At 67.5% G+C, this 18,785-nt stretch carries 19 protein-coding genes; 15 read left to right on the plus strand and 4 right to left on the minus strand.

The window, feature by feature from the left end:
- Positions 1 to 321: acetyl-coenzyme A synthetase N-terminal domain-containing protein (locus AC1DY5_RS12270; protein WP_478111601.1), on the minus strand; the 321-nt coding region annotated here is incomplete at its 3' end.
- A gap of 274 nt (positions 322 to 595) precedes the next feature.
- Here AC1DY5_RS12270 and adh point away from each other — a divergent pair.
- On the plus strand, positions 596 to 2,116 hold the full coding sequence (gene adh, locus AC1DY5_RS12275; RefSeq protein ID WP_478111603.1) for an aldehyde dehydrogenase: 1,521 nt from the start codon (positions 596 to 598) through the stop codon (positions 2,114 to 2,116).
- Between the two features lie 44 nt (positions 2,117 to 2,160).
- Complete coding sequence (locus AC1DY5_RS12280) at positions 2,161 to 2,535, plus strand: DUF779 domain-containing protein (RefSeq protein ID WP_478111604.1); 375 nt, start codon at positions 2,161 to 2,163, stop codon at positions 2,533 to 2,535.
- A 21-nt stretch (positions 2,536 to 2,556) separates the two neighbouring features.
- Here the strand turns inward: AC1DY5_RS12280 and AC1DY5_RS12285 are convergent, their stop codons facing one another.
- Both AC1DY5_RS12285 and pedF read right to left on the minus strand, forming a co-directional pair.
- The gene (locus AC1DY5_RS12285; RefSeq protein WP_478111606.1) at positions 2,557 to 3,399 is read right to left on the minus strand and encodes a substrate-binding periplasmic protein; all 843 of its coding nucleotides are present in this window, start codon (positions 3,397 to 3,399) and stop codon (positions 2,557 to 2,559) included.
- A 9-nt stretch (positions 3,400 to 3,408) separates the two neighbouring features.
- Positions 3,409 to 3,834, minus strand: coding sequence for a cytochrome c-550 PedF (gene pedF, locus AC1DY5_RS12290; RefSeq protein ID WP_478111628.1), 426 nt, complete (start codon positions 3,832 to 3,834; stop codon positions 3,409 to 3,411).
- A gap of 360 nt (positions 3,835 to 4,194) precedes the next feature.
- Here pedF and AC1DY5_RS12295 point away from each other — a divergent pair, with 360 nt between their 5' ends.
- The 13 genes from AC1DY5_RS12295 to AC1DY5_RS12355 all read left to right on the plus strand — a co-directional run bounded on the left by AC1DY5_RS12295 (position 4,195) and on the right by AC1DY5_RS12355 (position 17,696).
- The gene (locus AC1DY5_RS12295) at positions 4,195 to 6,324 is read left to right on the plus strand and encodes a sigma-54-dependent Fis family transcriptional regulator (protein WP_478111607.1); all 2,130 of its coding nucleotides are present in this window, start codon (positions 4,195 to 4,197) and stop codon (positions 6,322 to 6,324) included.
- 265 nt (positions 6,325 to 6,589) lie between these two features.
- Positions 6,590 to 6,664 (plus strand): pyrroloquinoline quinone precursor peptide PqqA, encoded by a 75-nt coding sequence (gene pqqA, locus AC1DY5_RS12300; RefSeq protein ID WP_081781751.1) that lies wholly within the window; start codon positions 6,590 to 6,592, stop codon positions 6,662 to 6,664.
- Positions 6,665 to 6,732: 68 nt separating this feature from the next.
- Positions 6,733 to 7,665 (plus strand): pyrroloquinoline quinone biosynthesis protein PqqB, encoded by a 933-nt coding sequence (pqqB, locus tag AC1DY5_RS12305; RefSeq protein WP_478111608.1) that lies wholly within the window; start codon positions 6,733 to 6,735, stop codon positions 7,663 to 7,665.
- Complete coding sequence (gene pqqC / locus AC1DY5_RS12310) at positions 7,662 to 8,441, plus strand: pyrroloquinoline-quinone synthase PqqC (RefSeq protein ID WP_478111610.1); 780 nt, start codon at positions 7,662 to 7,664, stop codon at positions 8,439 to 8,441. Before pqqB ends, pqqC begins: the two co-directional genes overlap by 4 nt.
- Positions 8,438 to 8,713, plus strand: a complete 276-nt coding sequence (gene pqqD, locus AC1DY5_RS12315; protein WP_478111612.1) for a pyrroloquinoline quinone biosynthesis peptide chaperone PqqD — start codon at positions 8,438 to 8,440, stop codon at positions 8,711 to 8,713. The genes pqqC and pqqD overlap by 4 nt, the downstream gene beginning before the upstream one ends.
- Positions 8,710 to 9,897: a pyrroloquinoline quinone biosynthesis protein PqqE gene (pqqE, locus tag AC1DY5_RS12320; RefSeq protein WP_478111614.1), complete on the plus strand. Its 1,188-nt coding sequence runs from the start codon at positions 8,710 to 8,712 to the stop codon at positions 9,895 to 9,897. The genes pqqD and pqqE overlap by 4 nt, the downstream gene beginning before the upstream one ends.
- The gene (locus tag AC1DY5_RS12325) at positions 9,891 to 10,604 is read left to right on the plus strand and encodes an ATP-binding cassette domain-containing protein (protein WP_478111616.1); all 714 of its coding nucleotides are present in this window, start codon (positions 9,891 to 9,893) and stop codon (positions 10,602 to 10,604) included. The genes pqqE and AC1DY5_RS12325 overlap by 7 nt, the downstream gene beginning before the upstream one ends.
- Positions 10,605 to 10,631: 27 nt before the next feature.
- Positions 10,632 to 11,609 (plus strand): PQQ-dependent catabolism-associated beta-propeller protein, encoded by a 978-nt coding sequence (locus AC1DY5_RS12330; protein ID WP_478111618.1) that lies wholly within the window; start codon positions 10,632 to 10,634, stop codon positions 11,607 to 11,609.
- The gene (locus AC1DY5_RS12335) at positions 11,602 to 12,789 is read left to right on the plus strand and encodes a type 1 periplasmic-binding domain-containing protein (RefSeq protein ID WP_478111620.1); all 1,188 of its coding nucleotides are present in this window, start codon (positions 11,602 to 11,604) and stop codon (positions 12,787 to 12,789) included. Before AC1DY5_RS12330 ends, AC1DY5_RS12335 begins: the two co-directional genes overlap by 8 nt.
- The gene (locus AC1DY5_RS12340; RefSeq protein ID WP_478111621.1) at positions 12,786 to 13,625 is read left to right on the plus strand and encodes an ABC transporter permease; all 840 of its coding nucleotides are present in this window, start codon (positions 12,786 to 12,788) and stop codon (positions 13,623 to 13,625) included. Before AC1DY5_RS12335 ends, AC1DY5_RS12340 begins: the two co-directional genes overlap by 4 nt.
- Entirely contained in the window at positions 13,622 to 14,599 is a 978-nt protein-coding gene (locus AC1DY5_RS12345) for a Bug family tripartite tricarboxylate transporter substrate binding protein (RefSeq protein ID WP_478111623.1), read from the plus strand. Before AC1DY5_RS12340 ends, AC1DY5_RS12345 begins: the two co-directional genes overlap by 4 nt.
- A 5-nt stretch (positions 14,600 to 14,604) precedes the next feature.
- Entirely contained in the window at positions 14,605 to 16,710 is a 2,106-nt protein-coding gene (locus tag AC1DY5_RS12350) for a 4Fe-4S binding protein (protein ID WP_478111630.1), read from the plus strand.
- Positions 16,707 to 17,696 (plus strand): FAD:protein FMN transferase, encoded by a 990-nt coding sequence (locus AC1DY5_RS12355; protein WP_478111624.1) that lies wholly within the window; start codon positions 16,707 to 16,709, stop codon positions 17,694 to 17,696. The genes AC1DY5_RS12350 and AC1DY5_RS12355 overlap by 4 nt, the downstream gene beginning before the upstream one ends.
- Before the next feature lie 10 nt (positions 17,697 to 17,706).
- Here AC1DY5_RS12355 and AC1DY5_RS12360 read toward each other — a convergent pair.
- Positions 17,707 to 18,785, minus strand: a 1,079-nt coding sequence (locus AC1DY5_RS12360) for a TonB-dependent receptor (protein WP_478111626.1), incomplete at its 5' end; no start/stop codon positions are given.

Below are 18,785 nucleotides of genomic sequence, written 5' to 3' on the forward strand. Positions count from 1 at the left end.
GATCGCGGTCTTGTTCTCGACCGGCGTGCCGATGTGCTTGTCCAGGCAGTTGGCCGAGGCGTTAAGTTCGCCGTCCTCGAACCACTTGTAGAAGGGCGCGTCCGACTCGTCGAGCGTGCGTGTGAAGGGCTTGCTCCACACCACGTTGGCCTTGGCCTGGCGGGCCCAGAAGCCGTCGAAGTCGTCGGCGGCCTCCTTGCAGAGGGCGTCGTAGGCCGCCATGCTGGGGATGCGCGCGCCCGCGCTGGCGGTGGCGTCGGGGGCAAACACGCGGGTCTCGATCAAGACGGACTCGATGCGCTTCGATGTGATCTTCGTCATTGCTTCGTCTCTCTTCCTTCAGTCGATTGAATCGGAACGAAGCGCGCAAGTTCGATGCCCATGCGCGAGCGCGCGGCACTGGTTCAATTTGCAACATCTTGCTCCGCTTCGGCACAGCGCCTGGCGCAATGCGGTCACGCCGCCGTGGAGCACTCCGATCCAAATCCGTTGCCTGACAACGACTTGCATCCGCTGGCACGCGTTGGCACGCGCTGGCCCGCCGATTGCGAAGCAGTCCACGCGTTCCTTCCTCAACTTCAACGGAGATGATTTCATGGACATGGCAGAAATGCGCAATCTCGGCATTGCGAACCCCTACAAGAAGCAATACGGCAACTACATCGGCGGCCAGTGGGTCGCGCCGATCGACGGCCAGTACTTCGACAACCTGACGCCGGTGACCGGCCAGCCCTTCACGAGCATCCCGCGCTCGAACGCCAAGGACATCGAGGCGGCGCTGGATGCCGCGCACAAGGCCAAGGCCGCCTGGGGCCGCACGTCGCCAACCGAGCGCGCCAACATCCTGCTTAAGATCGCCGATCGCATGGAGCAGAACCTGCGGACGCTGGCCGTGGCCGAGACGCTCGACAACGGCAAGCCGCTGCGCGAGACCCTGGCCGCCGACATGCCGCTGGCCATCGACCACTTTCGCTACTTCGCATCGTGCGTGCGGGCCCAGGAAGGCGGCATCAGCGAGATCGACCACGAGACCTACGCGTACCATTTCCATGAGCCGCTCGGTGTGGTGGGCCAGATCATTCCGTGGAACTTTCCGATCCTGATGGCGGTGTGGAAACTGGCACCGGCACTGGCCGCGGGCAACTGCGTCGTGCTGAAGCCGGCCGAGCAAACGCCCGCGTCGATCCTGGTGCTGATGGAGATCATCGGCGACCTGCTGCCCCCGGGCGTGCTCAACGTCGTCAACGGCTTTGGCCTGGAAGCCGGCAAGCCACTCGCGTCGAGTCCGCGCATCGCCAAAATCGCCTTCACCGGCGAGACGACCACCGGCCGGCTGATCTCGCAGTACGCGAGCCAGAACCTGATCCCGGTCACGCTGGAGCTCGGTGGCAAGTCGCCCAACATCTTCTTCGAGGACGTGCTCGCGGCCGACGACGCCTTCTTCGACAAGGCGCTGGAAGGATTCGCGATGTTCGCGCTGAACCAGGGCGAGGTCTGCACCTGCCCGAGCCGCGCGCTGATCCAGGAATCGATCTACGACCGCTTCATGGAACGCGCGATCAAGCGCGTCGAGGCGATCTCGCAGGGCCACCCACTGGACACCGCCACCATGCTGGGCGCGCAGGCCTCGCAGGAGCAGATGGAAAAGATCCTCTCGTACATCGACCTCGGCAAGCAGGAAGGCGCGCAGTGCCTGACCGGCGGCGAGCGAAACGTGAAGGACGGCGAACTGGCGGCGGGCTACTACATCAAGCCGACCGTGTTCAAGGGCCACAACAAGATGCGCATCTTCCAGGAGGAGATCTTCGGGCCGGTGGTGTCGGTGACGACCTTCAAGACCGAGGAGGAGGCACTCGAGATCGCGAACGACACGCTGTACGGCCTGGGCGCCGGCGTGTGGAGCCGCGACGGCGCACGCGCCTTCCGCATGGGCCGTGGCATCCAGGCAGGTCGGGTCTGGACCAACTGCTATCACCAGTACCCGGCCCATGCGGCCTTCGGCGGCTACAAGCAGTCGGGCATCGGCCGCGAGAACCACAAGATGATGCTCGACCACTACCAGCAGACCAAGAACCTGCTGGTGAGCTACAGCCCGAACAAGCTGGGCTTCTTCTGAGCGGGCGGCACATGGCGTCCGGCACGCAAGCACATGAACCGGCCATGGCCCGGGTGGGTCGCGTGTCCGTGACGCCGGCCGCGCAGGCGCTCATCGAGCGTCTGCGCGCGCAACATGGCCCGTTGATGTTTCACCAGTCGGGGGGCTGCTGCGATGGCAGCGCGCCGATGTGCTTCACGCGGGGCGAGTTCATCACGGGCGATGCCGACGTCTGCCTCGGCGAGATCGCGGACACGCCCTTCTACATGAGCCGATCCCAGTTCGAGTACTGGGAGCACACGCACCTGATTATCGATGCGGTGCCGGGCAACGGCGGGATGTTCTCGCTGGAACGCCCGACCGGACTGCGCTTCCTGACGCGCTCGCGCCTGTACGAAGACGCCGAGTGGCAAGCGCTGCAGGCGCAGGGCCGGCCGTAGCCGGACCCTGGCCCTGTCTCTTCAAGGCGCCAGCCAGGCGACGTTGGCGCGTTCGAACATCTTGCGCAGCCGCCCGCTGGCGGCGAGCTCGTCGACACCGGCTTGCAGTGCCTGCGCCAGGTCGGTCGCGTCCTTCTTCACCGCCATTCCCACCGCCCAGCCATTGCGTTGGGCACGCGGCGACGGCAGGGGCGCGATCGCAAAGCGCGCATCGCCACGCAGCACYGACTCCATCTCCGACGCCAGACCCGCGGCGGCGGCCACCTCGCCACGCTGCAGGGCGCGCGCGGCCTCGGTGCCGTCCTTCCATTGCGTGAAGAGCTGGTTGCGATAGGCCCCGCCATCGGCGCCGATCATCAACCAGCCGGCCAGCGTCTGCCCGGGCACCGCCACCTTCGCATCGCCCAGGGCGGACAAGCTGTCGAGTTGCGCCAGGCGGTCGAGTTGCCGTGCCAGCACGACGCGCTCGCGCCAGTACGGCGCAAGGATGCGGGCCTGCGGCGTCTCGTCGATCAGCGGCTTGTCGACCGGCACGTGCATGAGCACGTCGGCCGGACCAAAACCGAGGTAGTGCCCGCGCCAAACCATGTTGCGCAGGTCGTCGCCCATGTTCTCGTCGGCGTTGAAAGGCAGCACCGACAGCTTGACGCCAAGCGCGTCCGCCAGCGCCTGCGCCAGTTCCACGTCGATGCCCCTGCCGTCGACGTGGAATGGCGGCATGTCCTTGTAGAGCGCCACAGTGAGCGTCCCGCGCTCGCGGATGCGGTCCAGCGGCGCGGCGCTCGAGATCAGCGGCGCGCCCGCCAGGCCGGCCGCACCGAGCCAACGCAGGCAGTCGCGGCGCGACGGCAGATAGGCGTGCATGCTTGGTTCCTACATCGGCTTTTCGCGACGGGTCTCGAGGTAGGCCTTGATCGACCAGATCGCCTCCTGGCTCATCATGCCTTCGAACGGCGGCATGTAGACCGCGCCATTGCGCGTGCGGCCGTGGCGCACGGTGCTCAAGAAGTAGTCGTCGATCTCCTTGATGCAGGCGGCCTTCTTCGCGGCATCCTTCAGCGCCGCGCAGTCGTTGTCGATCTTGCGCAGATCGGGTGCTATGCCGCCGGAGATCGCCTCGATGCCATGGCAGCGCGCGCAGTTCTGGTTGTAGGCGGAGGTGCCGATCTTGATGGCTGGTGCGTTGCCGCGATAGGGGTTCTCCGGGCGCCATTCCTTGCCCAGTTCAGGCAGCCCGGTGGTGTCCACGGCTTGCGGCGTCACGTCCCCATGCGACCAGGCCAGGGTGGCGCCGGTCATGCAGGCCGCTGCAGCGAACAGCGCGCCGGCCTTGCGGGCCGCCCGGCTCCACGGTGCCCTCTGGTGACTCAGGCTGCTTAGGAGCCGCCCTTCCTTCGGATCGAAACTCGTCATGTCAGTCTCCGTTCATGAAAATGTAGAAACATGGCCGAATCCGCAAACGCCGTGCCACGCCGAGTTGTTGCACCCGGGTACACAAATTGCGAGGAAAGTCCCGGCATGTGGCATCCTGCCGTTTGGCAGCCGGCATGTAACAGCGGGGGTCGGCTTGCGCTGTATCAAAACGGGACACGTTGGCCGACGACACAATGTTTATCGAACGAGACAAGCTGCTCGCATAGAGGCAGAGGAGACAGACAAATGGTTGACACCCACCGTGCGCTGGCCACGAGTGCCAGGACCTGGACCACGCCCACAGTGCTACCCGTCCCCCAGCAGCCGGCGCGTACGGAGTTGATCGAGCAGTGGCACCAACGCTGCTCGGCGCTCGGCCTAACGCGCATCGAGCGGCCCGACTTCGAGCCCTTGGCGCGCATCGATCTCACCGTGGCGCGGGAACGAAACCAGCGCCTGTTCACCCACGCCGCGCCGGTGATGGAAATGCTGTTCGAGCAGATCGTCAACACCGAAAGCATGATCGTCCTGGCCGACGTGACAGGCACCATCCTTCATTCCGTCGGCGACGACAAGTTCCTGCAGCGCGCCGACAAGGTCGCCCTGACGCCGGGCGTCAACTGGGCGGAACACTCCAAGGGCACCAACGCCATCGGCACCGCGTTGTTCGAGGAGGCTCCCACCGTAGTTCACGGCGGCGAGCATTTCATCCACGCCAACCATTTCCTGACCTGCTCAGCGGCGCCCATCTTCGACCCGCGCGGCAACATGCTCGGCGTCCTCGACGTCACCGGCGACCAGCGCTCTTACCACCAGCACACGATGGGCCTGGTGCGCATGTCGGCGCGCATGATCGAAAACCAGTGGTTGTCGGACGACTATGGCAACCGGCTTCGCCTGCACTTCCATAGCCGTGTGGAGTTCATTGGCACGCTGCTCGAGGGGATCATCGTGGTCGGCGCGGACGGCAAGATCCTTGGCGCCAATCGCAGCGCGCTCGACCAGCTCGACATGAGCAGCGCCGCACTGCGCATGCACAGCCTCACCAGCCTGTTCGGCACGACCGCTTCAGCGGTGTTCGACCACTTCCGCACGCCCTTGCCCGTGCCGATGACGCTGAGCCTTGCCGGCGGGCGGCAGTTTCATGTCAACGCACGGTTCAACGGGCCACAGCGCTCGATGGTCATGGAACCGACCTTTTCGCGGGCCGCAGCCGATGGGGTCGTCGATCACCGGGCGGCCGTGGCCGAGAGCAGCAAGCGCTCGGGCACGCTGGCCGGCGACACGGCCAATTCCGCGGACGGCACGCTGTTCTCGGGCCTGCACTATCTGAACACCGGCGATCCGCAGATCGGTGCGCTGGTGCAGAAGGTGCAGCGCGTCATCAACCGCGACATCCCGCTGCTGATTCTCGGTGAGACAGGCACGGGCAAGGAGCTGCTGGCGCGCGCCGTCCACCAGGATTCGAACCGGGCCAAGCAGCCCTTCGTGGCCGTCAACTGTGCGTCGATTCCCGAGTCGCTGATCGAGGCCGAACTGTTCGGCTACGAAGACGGCGCCTTCACCGGCGCGCGCCGCAAGGGAGCGGTCGGTCGAATCGTGCAGGCCAATGGCGGCACCTTGTTCCTCGACGAGATCGGCGACATGCCGCTGGCCCTGCAGGCCCGTCTGCTGCGTGTGCTGCAGGAGCGCAACGTGACGCCGCTGGGAAGTCTCAAGTCGATTCCGGTGGACATCGCGGTGATCGGCGCGACGCACCGCAAGCTGCGCGACATGATCGAAGCGGGCTCGTTCCGCGAAGACCTGTATTACCGCCTGAACGGCCTCGTGGTCAAGCTGCCTGCACTGCGCGAGCGTTGCGACCTCGCCGTGGTGGCGCGCCGCATCCTGCTGGCCGAGTGCCCGCATGGCACACCGGACATCAGCGCGCCGGTGATGGCGCTTTTCAAGGCCTACGCGTGGCCGGGCAACGTGCGCCAGCTCGCCAACGTGCTGCGCACCGCGTCCGTCATGGCCGCCGGCGAAGGCCAGATCGCCGAGCACCATCTTTCGGATGACTTCCTGGAGGATGTGCGGTGCTTGCGACAGGGGCGGGAGCCCACACCTTCGGTGGCGATGCCTGTCGCGCCACCCRCGGCCTACGCCGTCCCCGTGCATTCCCCGGCTCTGCCCGAGGAGCGCGCAGCGGAGCCGATCATTGCGCCGGCGCCGCCACCCGCCATGACCGAGCCCGCTGCGCCGCGCACGCTCGGCGAGGCCGAAGTCGAGCTGATCCGAAACGCCCTTGCCGCTGCCAACGGGAACATCTCGGTGGCGTCGAAGCATCTCGGCATCAGCCGCAACACCATCTATCGCAAGCTTCGCTGGGCCAAGTGAAGCGCGCCAGCGCATATCGGCCCTAAGGGATTACCCTGTACCGCCGTAGCACGGCGCTGTACCAGCCTGGAACACCATTCGTCGGCGCCTGCGACCGGAGGCCTGCCGAGCTCGCAATCGCGCCCTCCAAGGCCTTCGGCATAAGGGCAATCCCGAGTCTTTTCGCGCGCGCTGCGCCATGCCGCCCCGGGCACGCGATTTGCGGAACAGCACCGGCACCACAAGGCAATTCCGCCTGGGCCTGTTCCGCAACGAAGGAGACTCCATGCAATGGTCGCAACCCGCGTTTGAAGACATGCGCTTCGGCTTCGAGATCACGATGTACATCTCGCACCGCTGAGCTGTTCAAGCCGGCGGCGGTACGGCCTCTCGCCGTCCTGCCGCCGGCCCGAATCTTCTCTCCTCATCATGAAAATACTCGTGCTCGGATCCGGCGCCGGCGGCGGATTTCCGCAATGGAACTGCAACTGCCGGCAATGCGCCGGCCAGCGCCTTGGCGGGCTCACCGCCCATGCGCGCACCCAGAGCTCAATCGCCGTGTCGAGCGACGGCGAATCGTGGGTGCTGCTCAATGCCTCGCCCGACATCGGACAGCAGTTGCGCAGCCATCCGCAACTGCATCCACGCCAGGGCTTGCGCAACACGCCGATCAAGGCGGTGGTGTTGATGGATGCGCAAATCGACCATGTCACCGGCCTGCTCGGCATGCGCGAAGGCCCGTGCATCGACATCTATGCGACGCCCTGCGTCTTCGAAGACCTGACCACCGTCTTCCCGGTACTCAGCGTGCTCGAACACTATTGCGGCACCCGCTGGCACATGCTGCCGGTGGCCGGCACGGAGACCAGCACCGCCTTCACGGTCGACGGGTTTCCGTCGTTGCGCTTCACCGCGGTGGCCATTCCGGGCAAGGCCCCACCCTACTCGCCACACCGCCGCGAGCAAACGGTCGGAGACAACATCGCGCTGCTGATTGAAGACCTCGATGACGGCGGGCGCCTGTTTTATTCGCCGGGCCTGGCGGAGGTCGGCGCGCACGAACTGGAGTGGATGCACGGCGCCGACTGCCTCCTCGTCGACGGCACCTTCTGGGTCGAGGACGAGATGCAGCACGCTGGCCTCAGCAGCAAGACGGCCAGCGAGATGGGCCATCTGCCGCAGATCGGCAGCGACGCCCGCATCGGCATGGTCGACGTGATGCTGGCCACCGCCGCGCGGCGCAAGGTTCTCATTCACATCAACAACAGCAACCCGATCCTGGACGAGGCGAGCGTGCAGCGCCGCATGCTCGACCGCCATGGCATCGAAGTGGCGTACGACGGCATGGAGATCACGCTATGACAGCAACCCTGGCGGCCCCCCTGAACCCGCGCGAGGCAGCACGAAACGAATTGCAGCGCCTGTGGGCCTTCGACGAGTTCGAGGCCCGCCTGCGCGCCTGCGAGTCGCGCTACCACATCCACCATCGCTTCAACCAGCGGCTCAATCGCGGCGAACTGCAGCCCTTCCAGGTGCGCGCCTGGGTGGCCAACCGCTTCTATTACCAGGTCAACATTCCGCGCAAGGACGCGGCGGTGATGTCCAACTGCGACGACCGGGCCGAGCGCCGCCGCTGGATCCTGCGCATGCTCGACCACGACGGCCGCGGCGACTACACGGGCGATGACGCCGGCGGCATCGAGGCCTGGGTCCGCCTTGGCGAGGCCGTGGGCCTGGACCCGATCGACCTCTGGTCGCATCGCCACGTGCAACCGGCCGTGCGCTTTGCGGTCGACGCCTATGTCAACTTCGCGCGGCAGCGCCCGTGGGAGGAAGCCGCCATCTCGTCGCTGACCGAGATGTTCGCGCCGAAGATCCATGCCGACCGCCTGGCCGGCTGGCCCACGCTGTACCCGTGGATCGACACCCGGGGCCTGGCCTACTTCCGCAGCCGCATCCCGCTCGCCACGCGCGATGTCGAACACGGACTCGAGGTCGCGCGGCGCTGGTGCACCACGCGCGCACGCCAGGAGCGCGCGCTGGCCATCCTGCACTTCAAGCTCGACATCCTCTGGTCGATGCTCGACGCGATCGAGCGCGCCTTTCCCGACGACATGCCCGAGGCACAACGACCATGATCACGCCCGACGCCCACCCCCGCATGTCGGCCCTGTACCGGATGCAGTTCGAGCCGACGCAGGACAGCTGGGTCCTGCTCTATCCCGAGGGGATGGTGCGCCTCAACGCCCCGGCGGCCGAGATCCTGCAGCGTTGCGACGGTCGGCGCAGCGTGGACGAGATCGTCACCGAGCTCGAGATCGCCTTTGCGCAGACAGCTCTGCGCGACGACGTTGTCGTGTTCCTGAGCCAGGCGCTGCAACGTGGCTGGCTGCAGGAGGCGCGGCCATGACATCCCCGGGCCACGGCACGGTTCGGCCGCCGCTCTGGCTGCTGGCGGAGCTGACCTATCGCTGCCCACTGCACTGCGCGTTCTGCTCGAACCCGGTCGACTATGCGCGTCACGATGAGGAACTCGACACCGCGAGCTGGCGGCGGGTGCTGGCCGAAGCACGCGCACTCGGCGCCGTGCAGCTCGGCTTCTCGGGCGGCGAGCCGCTGCTGCGCGACGACCTCGAGGAACTCGTGGCGCACGCCCGCGGGCTCGGCTTCTACACCAACGTCATCACCTCCGGCGTCGGCCTCACCAGCGCGCGCGCCAAAGCACTGAAGGCAGCCGGCCTCGACCATATCCAGCTCTCGTTCCAGGACTCGACGCGCGAGCTCAACGACTTCCTCAGTTCCACGAAGACTTTCGAACTGAAATCGAAGGTGGCCGGCATCATCAAGGCCGAGGGCTATCCGATGGTGCTGAACTGCGTGATGCACCGCTTCAACCTGCAGCATGTCGACCGCATCATCGAGATGGCCGAGCGCATGGGCGCGGACTTCCTCGAACTGGCCAACACCCAGTACTACGGCTGGGCCTGGCTCAACCGCGTCGCGCTCATGCCGACTGCGGCCGAACTGCGCGATGCGGAGGCCATCGTCCAGACGCACCAGGCAAGGCTGGCCGGCCGGATGAAGATCATCTGGGTCTCGCCCGACTATGCGGACGCCAAGCCCAAGCCGTGCATGGCCGGCTGGGGCGCGGTGTTCATGGTCGTCGCGCCGGATGGTGTTGCCATGCCTTGCCACAGCGCCCGCATGCTGCCCGGTCCGGCGCTGCCGAACCTGCGGTCGATGTCCGTGCGCGAAGCCTGGCACGACAGTGAAGCCTTCAACCGCTACCGCGGCCAGGCCTGGATGGACCCGACCTGCAGCGGTTGCGACGAACGGCATCATGACTTCGGCGGCTGTCGCTGCCAAGCCTTTCTGGTCACGGGCGACGCGGCGGCGACCGACCCCGTATGCCCGAAGAGCGCGAATCGCGGCCGCATCGACGACATGCTGGACGCGGCCGCCATGGCGCGCGCCGACGGCACATCCACGCACGCGTTGCGCTTCGTGCCGGGTGCCAGGCGCGGCGCGGGCCTGATGTTTCGCAGCGACGAGAACTCGCTGGCCTGCAGCCCTACGGGGGCCCTCGCATGTTGAAGATCCACGGCCTCACGCAACGCTACGGAACGCGCGTCGCGCTGGATGCGCTGAGCCTGTCGATCGCACGCGGCGGCTTCGTCGTGCTTCTGGGACCCAATGGAGCGGGCAAGTCGACGCTGTTCCAGGTGCTGACCGGCCTGTTCGCGGCCGATGAGGGCGACGTCGAGGTGGCGGGCCTGTCGATGCGCACCGACGCCCGCCGCGCGCTGGCGCACATTGGCGTGGTGTTCCAGCAGCAGTCGCTGGACTTCGACCTGAGCATTGCGCGCAACCTGCAATTCCATGCCGACCTGCAAGGCCTGCCGTCGCACGTGTCGCGCGAGCGCATTGCCTTCGAGGCGGCGCGCTTCGGACTCATGGCGGACATGCAGCGCAGCGTGCGGGAACTGTCGGGCGGCAACCGGCGCAAGGTCGAGCTGGTGCGCGCCCTGCTGCACCGGCCCGATCTGCTGCTGATGGACGAAGCCACGGTCGGGCTCGACCCCCAATCGCGCCGCGATTTGATCGACGGCTTGCAGGACGAGGTCCGCCAACGCGGCGTGACAGTGCTGTGGGCGACGCATCGGGTGTCGGAAGCCGAGCATGCCGACCGCGTGCTGGTGCTGCACCGCGGCCGCCTGCTCGCGAATGGCACCCCCGCCGACGTCAAGGCCGACCTGGGCGGCGCGACGCTGGAGGCGGCGTTCCTGAACGCCACGCGATAGCCCTGGCCCCTCTCGAGACAAGACAGCATGATCAAGTACATCCTCCCCCTGCTGGCGCTCGCCGCCGCGCTCATCACGCTGCCCGCGGCAGCCAGAGACAGCCAGCTCGCCTTCGTCTCCAGCGAGAAGGACCACGCGATCACCATGGTGGACCTGAGGACGCTGGCCGTCGTCGGCGTCATCCCGACCTGCAAGCGTCCGCGCCACATGCAAAGATTGAACGGCGACACGCAGCTGATGGTGGCCTGCAGCGACTCGGGCCGCGCCGACATCATCGACCTGGCGACGCGCAAGTCGGTCGCGAGCGCGCCGCTCGGCGACGATCCGGAGGTATTCGACCTCTCGGCGGACGGCAGCACCGCCTATGTGTCGGCCGAGGATGACGGCACGCTCAACGTGTTCGACCTGACGACGAAGAAGCTGGTCAAGGGCGTGCCCGTCGGCAAGGAACCCGAGGGTGTCAAGGTGTCACCCGACGGCAAGCGCGTGTACGTTAGCTCGGAGGTCGCGAACATGGTGCATGTCATCGACGCCGGCACGCTCAAGGTGATCCGGAACATCCCGGTCGGCCAACGCCCGCGCCGCTTCGCCTTTTCGGCCGACGGCAGCGAGCTGTGGGTGACCAACGAACTGGGCAGCAGCGTCAGCGTGATCTCGACCGGCGAGCTGAGGGTGCTGGCCACCGTCCCCTTCGCGGTCAAGGGCATGCGGCCCGACGACATCACACCGGTCGGCATCACCCTGTCGCGCGATGGCAAGACCATGTACGTCGGACTGGGCCGTGCCAACCAGGTGGCCTTCGTCGACGTGGCGTCGCGCACAACGAGGGCCCTGGCGCTGGTAGGCAAGCGGGCCTGGGGCGTGGCGGTCAATCGTGAGGGTTCACGGCTTTTCGTTGTCAACGGCTTGTCGGATGACATGACGGTGGTCGACGCCGCCACCGCGAAGCCGATCAAGACCATCGCCGTTGGACGCGTGCCGCACACGGTGGTCGTCGATGACTGAGTGGGCTCGGATCGCGATCGCGGCGCTGGCACTGGCGCTGGCCGGCGGCTCGGCCTGTGCCGCAACGTTGACGCTCGGTATCGTGCAGCGCGCCGACGACGATCGCCTGGAGCCGGCGCGTGTCGCGCTCGCCTACCCAGGCCAGCCCGGTGGACGCGCACGCGACGGCGTCGACCTGGCCGTCCAGGAGAGCCAGTTCGAACTGGAGGCAGCGGGCTTGCAGGTGGCCGTCATCGTGCGCGCGGCCAGCTCGGCGGACGACGCAGCCATCCAATTGCGCCAGCTCGAGGGGGTCGGCACGGCGGCCGCCCTGCTCGACCTTCCTGCGGCATGGATCGCCGGTGCGTCGRCCGCGACCGCCGTGCCCCTGTTCAACGTCGGCGATAGCGCCGATGCGTCGCGCCAGCAAAGTTGTCGAGCCAACCTGTTCCACACGCTGCCGAGCGAGCGCATGCGCGCGGATGCCCTGGCGCAGGCCTTGCTCGCCCGCAAATGGATGCGTGTGCTCCTGATCTCCGGTCCGCGACCCGAGGATGCAATCCGGCTTGCCCTGGCGCAGGCCGCCCTGAAGCGCTACGGCCTGAAGCAGGTGGCGACCAAGACCTTCACGCTCTCCGCCGACCCGCGCGAGCGCGAATCGGCCAACCCCATGCTGCTGACCGGCACCGCGGGTGTGGGCGGCGACTATGACGTCGCCTGGGTGATCGACAGCGATGGCGAGTTCGCGCGCACATTGCCCTATCACATCGCACTGCCGCGCCCGGTGGTCGGCGATGCCGGCATGACCGCACTCGCCTGGGCGTCGCATTTCGAGCGCTACGGCGCGCCGCAGCTCGCGCGCCGCTTCGCCCGCGTGACGCAACGCCCGATGACCAGCCACGACTGGGCGGCCTACATCGCCACCAAGGCCTTGTTGAATGCCGCGCTGGAGCAGCCCGCGGCACCCACGGCCGCGAGACTGAACGCTTCGCTCAACCAGCCTGGCTTCACGCTCGACGGCTTCAAGGGCGTTCGCCTGAGCTTCCGTGCCTGGGACCATCAGCTGCGCCAGCCGATGCTGCTGACCGATGGCGTCGCCGTGATCGGCACCGCACCGGTCGACGGCGTCATGCACGCGAAGAACGTGCTCGACACGCTCGGCACCGACGCACCGGAATCGCCATGCAAGGGCACGCCATGACGAGCGCCGGGCGCCAAGGCGACATCGGCCACGCGCTGCAGGCGATGCGCGCCATCGTCATGCGCGAGCTGCTCAAGTTCTGGCAGCAGAAGGCGCGCCTCGTCTCGGCGCTGGTGCGGCCGGTGCTGTGGCTCGCGGTGTTCGCGGCCGGGTTTCGCAATGTTTTCGGCGTGGCGATCGTCGAGCCCTACGACACCTACATCCCCTACGACATCTACATCGCCCCGGGCCTGATCGGCATGGTGCTGCTGTTCAACGGCATGCAATCTTCGCTGGCCATGGTGTACGACCGCGAGATGGGCCTGATGCGGCTGCTGCTGACTGCGCCGCTGCCGCGCTGGTGGCTTCTGCTGTCGAAGATGCTCGCCACCGCGCTGCTCAGCCTGGTGCAGGTGCTGGCCTTCGTCGCGGTGGCCGCGCTGCTCGGCACCACGCTGCCGATGGCACCGCTCGCGTTGCTGCATGCCCTCCTCGCCACGCTCGCCTCGGCGCTGATGCTGGCTTCGCTCGGCCTGCTGCTCTCCGTCTATGTACGGCAGCTGGAGAACTTCGCCGGCACGATGAACTTCGTGATCTTTCCGATGTACTTCCTTTCCACCGCGCTCTACCCGCTGTGGAAGCTCGAGGAGTCGGGCGCGAGCTGGGTGTATCGGGTGGCGCAGTTCAATCCGTTCACCCATGCGGTCGAGTGGATCCGCTTCGCGCTCTACGACAAGGACCCGGGCAGCGCGCCGCTGGTCGTGCTGGGCACCCTCGTCGTGTGCTTCATGCTGGCCTGCCGGGGCTACGACCCGCAGCGCGGCTTCGGCGGGCTGACGCAGCGGGGCGCCACATGACGACACGACGCAGCCTGCTGCGCCTCGGCGCATCGTTGGCGGCTGTCACGGCCTCTCCGTGGGTTCGTACGCAGCCAGGTGACGCCGCGTTCCCGCAGCGCCCCGTGTTCCTGTGGGTGCCATGGTCCGCCGGCGGCGGCACAGACCTCAGCTTGCGCGTGCTGGCCGAGTTGGCGGGCCGCCGACTGGGCCAGCCCATCGTCATCGAGAACCGCGGTGGTGCCGGCGGCACGCTCGCCATGCCGATCCTGCAACAGTCCCTGCCCGACGGCTATACGCTGGCGCAGATGCCGCAGCCGGTATTTCGCGCGCCCTGGACGCAGAAAGTTGCCTGGGATCCAATCCGCGACACCACGCCGATCATCCAGGTGAGCGGCGTGACCTTCGGCCTGCTTGTTCCCGCGGCCAGCCCGCTGCGCAGCGTGGCCGACCTGCTGGCCCATGCCGCGGCGGACCCGGGCCGGATGACCATCGCGACCAACGGCGTCGGCACCACGCCCCACGTCGTGCTCGACGCGCTGTTCGCCGGACACGGGCTGAGCTTCATCCACGTGCCGTACAAAGGCGTGGCCGAGCAGTTGATCGCGCTCTCGTCCGGCCAGGTCATGGCCGGCGTCAACGCCAACGGCTTTGGACCTTTCGTCGACTCGGGCCGCCTGCGCCTGCTGGCGACCTTTGGCGCGGCCCGCTCCCGGCGCTGGCCCGATGTGCCAACCATGAGCGAACTGGGCCACGGCATCGTCGCGATGTCGCCCTATGGCCTGGCCGGGCCGCGTGGCGTGCCCGACCCCATCGTGCGGCGGCTGCACGATGCCTTCAAGAGCGCGCTGTTCGACCCGCGGCACATCGCCGAACTGGCCAAGTACGACCAGGAGGTCGTCTACCTCGACAGCGCCGACTACGGCCTCAGCATGCGCGAGGCCTATGCCGCCGAGAAACGCACCGTGGATCGCCTGGGTCTCGGCCCGGCGTGACGACGATGTCGCGGCAGTGGGTCGTCTGGCTGATCGCATTCCTGCAAGGCCTCGCGAGCGATGCACAGGCCGGGGTGATGACGCGCGCCACCTTGCAGCAACGCTTTCCGCCGCCGCTGGTGGTCGGCGAGCAGGACGCGCAGCTCCCGGTATGGCCCATCTTCAAGCAGGATGCGACCGCGACGGCGCTGGCAGGCTATGTGTTCGAGTCGATCGACTTCGCGGCCATCCCCGGCTTCTCCGGCACGCCGTTCAACCTGCTGGTCGCGCTCGACCCCAAGGGCGGCTTCCTCGACGTGCAGGTGCTCTCGCACCACGAGCCGGTATTTCTCGAAGGACTGGGCGAAGCGCCGCTCATTCGCTTTGCAGGCCAGTACAAGGGGCTGTCGCTGCAGCAGAACATCAAGATCGGCTCGAACACCAATCGTGGCGAGGAGCGCGGCAGCGCCAACGTCTACATCGACGGCGTGGCCAAGGCGACGGCCTCGGTGCGGATCCTCAACCAGAGCCTACTGTCGGCCGCGCTGCATGTGGCGCGGGCCAGACTCGGCTTTGCGGCCGGGCGCGACCCGGAGCTGCTTGCGCGGGTGCGGCGCGACACCTATGCACCGATGCATTGGGACGCGCTGCTGAAGGCCGGCCTGATCCGGCACGCGTCGATCACCTTGGGTGCGGTGGAGAAGGCCTTTGAAGGCAGCGGTGTCGAGCAGCAACCCATCGCCGGCGAGGCGGGCGAGATCTTCTGCGACCTCTACGTCGCCTACCTCAACGCGCCACCGGTGGGCCGCAACCTGCTCTCGGACGCCGGCTGGCAGCACTTGCTCGGGCGCATCGACGACGGCGACCATGCCCTGCTGGTGATCGCCTCCGGCCCCTACACCTTCGTCGGCGACAAGTTCGTGCGCGGCGCGGTACCCGACCGGCTGACACTGAAGCAAGGCGATCTGCCACTGGAGTTGCGCGACCTCGACCTGGACGACCCGCTCGCGTTGCCGGCGAGTCTGCGCGGTGCCGATGCGAAAGTCTTCCGCGTGATCGGCCCGGCCGGCCTCGACCCGGCGCAGACGCTGGATTTCGCGCTGCGCGTGACGCGCGACAAGGGCATGGTCTACCCCGAGCGCATCAGCCGCAGCTTTGCGCTGCCCTACACGCTGCCCGCCAGCCAGCTGACCCTGCCCGACACCGACAGCAAGGGCTGGCACGGGATCTGGCGCTCGCGCGCCTGGGAGCTGACGGTGCTGGCCGGTGCACTGGCATTGCTGGCGGTGGTCCTGGCCCGACCGAGATGGATCGTCGCCACGCCGACACGGCTGGCGCGCTTCCGCACCGGCTACCTCGTCTTTACACTCGGCTTCATCGGTTGGTTTGCGCAGGGGCAGTTGTCGATCGTCAACCTCACGGCGCTGATCCAGGCGGCCCTGGGCGGGCGCGACCTGGCCTTCTTCCTGCACGACCCGATGACGGTGGCACTGTGGGCGTTCGTCGCGGCGACGCTGGTGTTATGGGGACGCGGCACCTTCTGCGGCTGGCTCTGCCCGTTCGGCGCCATGCAGGAACTGGTGGCCCAGGCCGCGCGACGCGCCGGCATCCAGCRCATCAAGCTGCACCGCGAGCTCGATGCGAAGCTCAAGGGGCTCAAATACGCGGTGCTCGCGGCCATCGTCGGGCTGGCCGTGGTGTCGCCGACATGGACCGACCGGGCGGTTGAGATCGAACCCTTCAAGACCGCGGTCACGCTGAACTTCGTGCGTTCATGGCCGTTCGTGGCGTGGGCGCTTGGCTTGTTGCTCGTGAACGCCGTTCTCTACAAAGGATTTTGCCGCTACCTGTGCCCGCTGGGTGCAKGTCTGGCCCTGCTCGGCCGCATGCGCCTGCTGCGATGGATTCCACGCCGCAGTGAATGCGGCACGCCGTGTCAGACCTGCCGCCATCGCTGCGAGTACCAGGCCATCCGGCCCGGCGGCGCGATCGTCTACGAAGAGTGCTTCCAGTGCCTGGACTGCGTGGCGATCCACGACAGCCCCGAGCGTTGCGCGCCGCTGATTGCCAGTCGACGCGACCGGGTCATCGCGATCCGCCCGTTGCCGGCACTGATCCGGAGCGAAGCATGAAGCGGCGACAGTGGCTGCGCGCCACACTGGGGCTGGGTGCGCTGGCCGGCGTCTCGGGCCTGGCACCTGCGCTGAGCTCGCTGCACTGGGGCCGGCGTTCGATGCTGGGCTTTGGCGCCACGCTCTCGTTGCAAGCCGCGCACGAAGATCCGGAGGCGCTGGAACGTGCCCTCGATGCGGGGACGCAAGCGCTGCGCCGCATCGAGCGCCAGATGAGCCTCTTCAACCCCGGCAGCGCCCTCTCTCTGCTCAATCGCGATGGCAGGCTGCACTCGCCGCCCGCCGAGCTGGTCGATATCCTCGACATCGCCCATGCCGTCTCCCGGGACAGCGACGGCGCCTTCGACGTCACGGTGCAGCCGCTGTGGCTCGCCTTCGACGGGGCGCGGCGCGCAGGACGCCTGCCTGCATCGCGCGAGGTGGACGCGGCGCGCGCCAAGGTGGACTGGCGCGCACTCGACGTCACGCGGCGTCTGATCCGCTTCGACATGCCCGGCATGGGCGCAACGCTCAACGGCATCGCGCAGGGCTACGCGGCCGATCATGTGCGCGCCGTGCTCGCTGCGCACGGCATTCGCCACGCGCTGGTGGATGCGGGTGAGTTCGCACCACTCGGCCGCAACAGCGAGGCAAGGCCCTGGACGCTCGGCATCGCCGACCCGCATGAAGAATCTGCGTTGATCGCGCGGCTGATGACGGATGGTCGATGCATCGCCACCTCGGCCGACGCCCTCACGACTTTCAGCGCCGACCGCCGCCATCACCACATCTTCGACCCGCACACCGGCTATTCGCCGCCCGCGCTCTCGGCCGTGACTGTCGCGGCCGACACCGGCGCCATGGCCGACGCCCTCACCAAGGTGTTCTTCGTGGCCGGCCCGTCGCAGGCGCGCGCACTCGCGCGCCGGTGGAAGGTCGACGCCTTGTGGGTCGACAAGGCCGGCCGCTGGGAAGCCACGCCTGGCCTTCGGCTCGACCGGGCCTGAGCTTCCGCTTTCAGGCGCCGAAGGTGTAGCGCACGCCCACCCAGGCCGCGCGCGGTGCGGCTGGCGACACCAGACTGGCCCGGCTCACCGGGTAATCGCCGTTGGCGTTGCGCGGCAGCCCGCGCGCGATGTAGGCCCCGCTGGCCGTGAAACCATCGGTGCCAAGCTGGCCGCCGGTCGTGTACCTGCGGTCGAACAGGTTGGCGACCTGGACGAAGAACTTCAGCCCGGGCCGCGGCTTGTAGTCAACTCCGAGGTTGAACACGGCATAGCCCGAACTGCGCCCCGGCCCGGTGTAGTACACGCCGTCAGCCCTGTGCAGGCCGTTCTCGTTGCCGCGCAGGTTGGCGCCGCTCGACGCGACCATGTCCAGGCCGATGCGCCATTGCGCGTTCGGCTCGTGGTCGGCATACAGCTTGAGCACTTGCCGCGGCAGCATCGGGATCCGGTCGCCCGGCCGGATCTGGATATTGCCGTCGGTGCCCGGGAAGCCGGCCAGCGCCTGGTCGTTGCTGCTGTTGCCCGACCCACCGACGGTTTCCACGCTGCGATAGGTCGCGTCGAGCAGCATGAAATTGCCGCCCAAGCTCAGGCCGCCGGTGGGCTGCGCGTTCAGGCCCAGTTCGATGCCCTGCCGGCGCGTCTTGCCGAAGTTCTTGAAGTAGCCGAAGCCGCTCGAATCATCGGCCACGAACAACAGGTCATCGCGGTTGTCGGAACGGAACACGCCGAAGTTCCATGTCGTATTCGGCTGCACCACCCCGCGAAGGCCGGCCTCGAAGGACGTTGTCACCACCTGCTTGAGCGGTGGGTCGCCGGCAAAGGAGTTGGGCAGCTTGCACGGGCTGGTCGGATCGGCGCAACCCAGCTCGATCGCCGTCGGCGCCCGGCTGCCCTGGTTGGCGCCCGCATACAGCGTGACGGCTTGGCTCGGTGCGAAGGTCAGCCCGATTGCGGGGTTGAGGCGGCTGAAGGTGTAGCGGCCATCCAGAGAGCCCGGGCCGCCACCGGGCGTGAGGCCATCGGTATTGTTGACCGAAGTGCGGTTGTAGCGGCCCGAGACCGTGAGGTGCGTCTGCGCATTGAGCG

The organism is Variovorax sp. P4_D9, from assembly GCF_056401695.1.